4 protein-coding genes and 1 pseudogene are annotated in these 2,834 nt (G+C 61.4%); 3 read left to right on the top strand and 2 right to left on the bottom strand.

Annotated features, from left to right (window positions below):
* Positions 1 to 253 (bottom strand): PAS domain-containing protein (locus tag EOA24_RS33040; protein ID WP_127410528.1); only part of this gene is annotated, 253 nt, incomplete at its 3' end.
* 426 nt (positions 254 to 679) lie between these two features.
* Between EOA24_RS33040 and EOA24_RS33035 the strand changes: the two genes are divergently transcribed.
* Both EOA24_RS33035 and EOA24_RS33030 read left to right on the top strand, forming a co-directional pair.
* The gene (locus EOA24_RS33035; RefSeq protein WP_126082849.1) at positions 680 to 1,423 is read left to right on the top strand and encodes a rhomboid family intramembrane serine protease; all 744 of its coding nucleotides are present in this window, start codon (positions 680 to 682) and stop codon (positions 1,421 to 1,423) included.
* A gap of 126 nt (positions 1,424 to 1,549) precedes the next feature.
* Positions 1,550 to 1,981 (top strand): CBS domain-containing protein, encoded by a 432-nt coding sequence (locus EOA24_RS33030; protein ID WP_126082848.1) that lies wholly within the window; start codon positions 1,550 to 1,552, stop codon positions 1,979 to 1,981.
* A gap of 44 nt (positions 1,982 to 2,025) precedes the next feature.
* Here the strand turns inward: EOA24_RS33030 and EOA24_RS33025 are convergent, their stop codons facing one another.
* Positions 2,026 to 2,295: a YjhX family toxin gene (locus EOA24_RS33025; RefSeq protein WP_245467390.1), complete on the bottom strand. Its 270-nt coding sequence runs from the start codon at positions 2,293 to 2,295 to the stop codon at positions 2,026 to 2,028.
* A 372-nt stretch (positions 2,296 to 2,667) separates the two neighbouring features.
* Between EOA24_RS33025 and gatB the strand changes: the two are divergent.
* Positions 2,668 to 2,834: pseudogene (gatB, locus tag EOA24_RS33015) on the top strand (Asp-tRNA(Asn)/Glu-tRNA(Gln) amidotransferase GatCAB subunit B); the annotation flags it as partial.

Here is a 2,834-nt window from a genome sequence, read left to right as displayed (position 1 = left end):
CCAGACGCTGGTCCTTCTCGCGCCACAGCGAAGGAAAAGAGAAGCCCTTGAGCTCGCGTCCGTAATAGGCGCAGAGCCTCGTGCCGGCCAGCCGAAACACCGCTTCGCCGCGCGTGTCGCGCTCTAGGATGAAGGTGTCGGCCAGAAGCGACTTGATGTCGGCTGGCTCCACTTCCGATCGCTTCGGGGCGAGGCGGCCATCACGCAACTGATTCCAATATTGGAACAGCGCGATCGATCCTTTTTCTTTCATGTCCATTCCGCTCCGCACAATCTGTCTTTTGATGTCCCATCGGCGAACAGACAGGGCGCCCTCCGATGACCTTCATGCGGTGCGGAGCAGGATGCGTGCCAGTATCGTTAACGTTTGTTCACGCCTCGGGGTCGTTAAGGTTAACAAATGGTTTACATTGCGTGCCGCCGAGGCCCGTGGCACATCAAAACCACTCCAAAACGGCCGTTCTAGCGACGACCGGCAGCACTTCAGTCAGAGTTTACGGGGAGCAGGGGACTCGACCGGCCGTCCAGGGGGACACCTGGACGGCCTTCTTTTTGATTCGTTCCCGTTCTGATTCGCGCCTTCTCCCGCACGCGTCCTGTGGCGAATAGCCATTTGTGATTCGAAAAAGCGTGATCTACATGCTCGTCGAAATCCCTGACTCCCGGACCGCAAGGGCGCATGAGCGAGCCTGTAAGCCCCACTGAGAACGAACCGCCGCCGGACGAGGCTCCAGAGCCAAGGCGCCGCGAACCGGTGTTCAACCTGCCGCCAGTGGTGTTGGCCGCGATCGGCATTTGCGCGGCTGTCTTTCTGTTGCAGCAATATGTCCTGGACGATGCGCAGAACATGGTACTGCTCTACGACGGAGCCTTCATTCCGGTGCTCTACACCGGCAAGTATGGCTTCGACTGGTTCTCGTTCACGCGTCCATTCACCTATGCGTTCATGCATGGTGGCATTGCCCACATCGCCATCAACATGATCTGGCTGGCGGCCTTCGGCTCGCCGCTCGCCAATCGTCTCGGCGCGCTGCGTTTCGCCATATTCTACGCGGTGACCGGGCTGGCTTCGGTTGTTCTGTTCTGGGCGCTGCATCCCTATGGCGAGGTGCCGCTCGTCGGCGCGTCGGGGGCGATTTCCGGCATGATGGGCGCGGCCGCGCGCTATGGCTTCCGCATCGACCGGTCGTCCGGCAGGGCGGCCTTCGCCGGCGAGCCGTTGCCGATCGCGGCCGTGTTGCGCTCGCGCGGCGTCATGACCTTTCTTGGCGTCTGGATGGTGATCAATCTGGCAACCGGCCTGCTCGGCTTCGCGCCGGGTGTCGACGGCCAGATCGCCTGGGAAGCCCATATTGGCGGCTTCATCGCCGGCTTCTTCGGATTGCGTTTCTTCGACCGCCGCCGGCTGCCGCCTACTCCTTAGGCGCACTTGAAAAGCAACCAATCACGGCGCACCATGTTTGCTAAGCACCCGGTGTCTTCCTAGGGGCGCAGGGGCTGAAAAGCCGGTCGGGGCGGGGAGCCGGCGTCAAAGGCAGTGGAGGACGCCATGACGGTTAAGGCAATTCTCGAAAGCAAGGGCCATGACGTGTTCACGCTCGGGCCCAATGAGAAACTCAGCGAGGCCATTCGCATGCTGGCCGAGCACAGGATCGGCGCGCTCGTCATCACCAATGGCGACCGGAAGATTGTCGGCATCCTCTCGGAGCGCGACGTCGTCAAGGTCCTGGCCAGGGAGGGCGCCGCCGCGCTCGACATCGCCGTGCGCTCTGCGATGACACCGAAGGTGAAGATCTGCAACGAAAACCACACGGTCAACGAGGTCATGGAGATCATGACGAGGGGCCGCTTCCGCCATCTGCCGGTGGAGAAAAACGGCCTGCTCGACGGCATCGTCTCCATCGGCGACGTGGTCAAGCGCCGCATCGAGGACGTCGAGCGCGAAGCCGAGGAGATCAGGGCCTACATCGCCACCGCCTAGCGTGCGAAATATGCCGCCGGTTTTTCGGCCGGCGGCATTGGGCATTAGCGGTTGTCGAGCTCGGCGTGGACGAGCTGCAGCCCGCGCCGGGTGATGCGGTAGGGGCCGGCTTCCGTCGAAGAAACCGCTTTCTTGCGCCTCAGTCGTCGAAAGAGCTCCAGGTCGAAGCCAGGATAGCGCCAGCCGTCGCGGGTCAGGCACTGGACGGAGGCGATCTTTTTACTCTCGTTTTTTTCGATTTCGATACGCCCGCCCTGCGCGAGCAGATGCAGTATGCGCTGTTCCCCACAGCGCCGCGCGTCTCGGACGCGCAAAAGGACGCTGTGGCACTCTTGGTTGGCGCATGATCCTTTCCGAAAATCGGTTCCGATTTTCGGGGTCATGCGCTGCGCGAAATGTCCATTGGATAAAGTCCCGGGAAAAACAACAAAAGCCGCCGCCGCGAGACATCGCGGCACGGGGTTTCAGGTTTTTCTGCCCTGCCTCGCTACGAGGTCAGGGCTTCACCGGGACTGAGCGTAAGTGGACATCCACTCTCCATTGGGAGGAGTGTCCCATAGGCGAACGTAGCGGAAAAGGCCAGCGTGTGGGCTTTACGCTTGTCTCGCAGGGCGGTTTGCACTAGCGAAGTTGCGCACCGAAATATGCGTTTTGCATATCGCGAATTCTAAGATACGCAGGCCTCCATGAGCATCATCGACACCCGCACCCCTGACGCGAAACGTCTGATCCCCGGCGCCACCGGCGACTGGGAAATCATCATCGGGCTCGAAGTGCATGCGCAAGTGATCTCGCAGGCCAAGCTATTCTCCGGCGCCTCGACCTCGTTCGGCGCCGCGCCCAACGCCAATGT

This window comes from Mesorhizobium sp. M2A.F.Ca.ET.039.01.1.1, from assembly GCF_003998035.1.
In the GTDB taxonomy this organism is placed as follows: Bacteria; Pseudomonadota; Alphaproteobacteria; order Rhizobiales; family Rhizobiaceae; genus Mesorhizobium.
The sequence above is the reverse complement of the archived record's forward strand: the minus strand, read 5'-3'. Positions and strand labels throughout refer to the sequence as shown.

Coding starts and splice junctions, on each gene's coding strand:
- EOA24_RS33035 (WP_126082849.1), top strand. CDS start 680: ATGAGCGAGCCTGTAAGCCCCACTGAGAACGAACCGCCGCCGGACGAG.
- EOA24_RS33030 (WP_126082848.1), top strand. CDS start 1,550: ATGACGGTTAAGGCAATTCTCGAAAGCAAGGGCCATGACGTGTTCACG.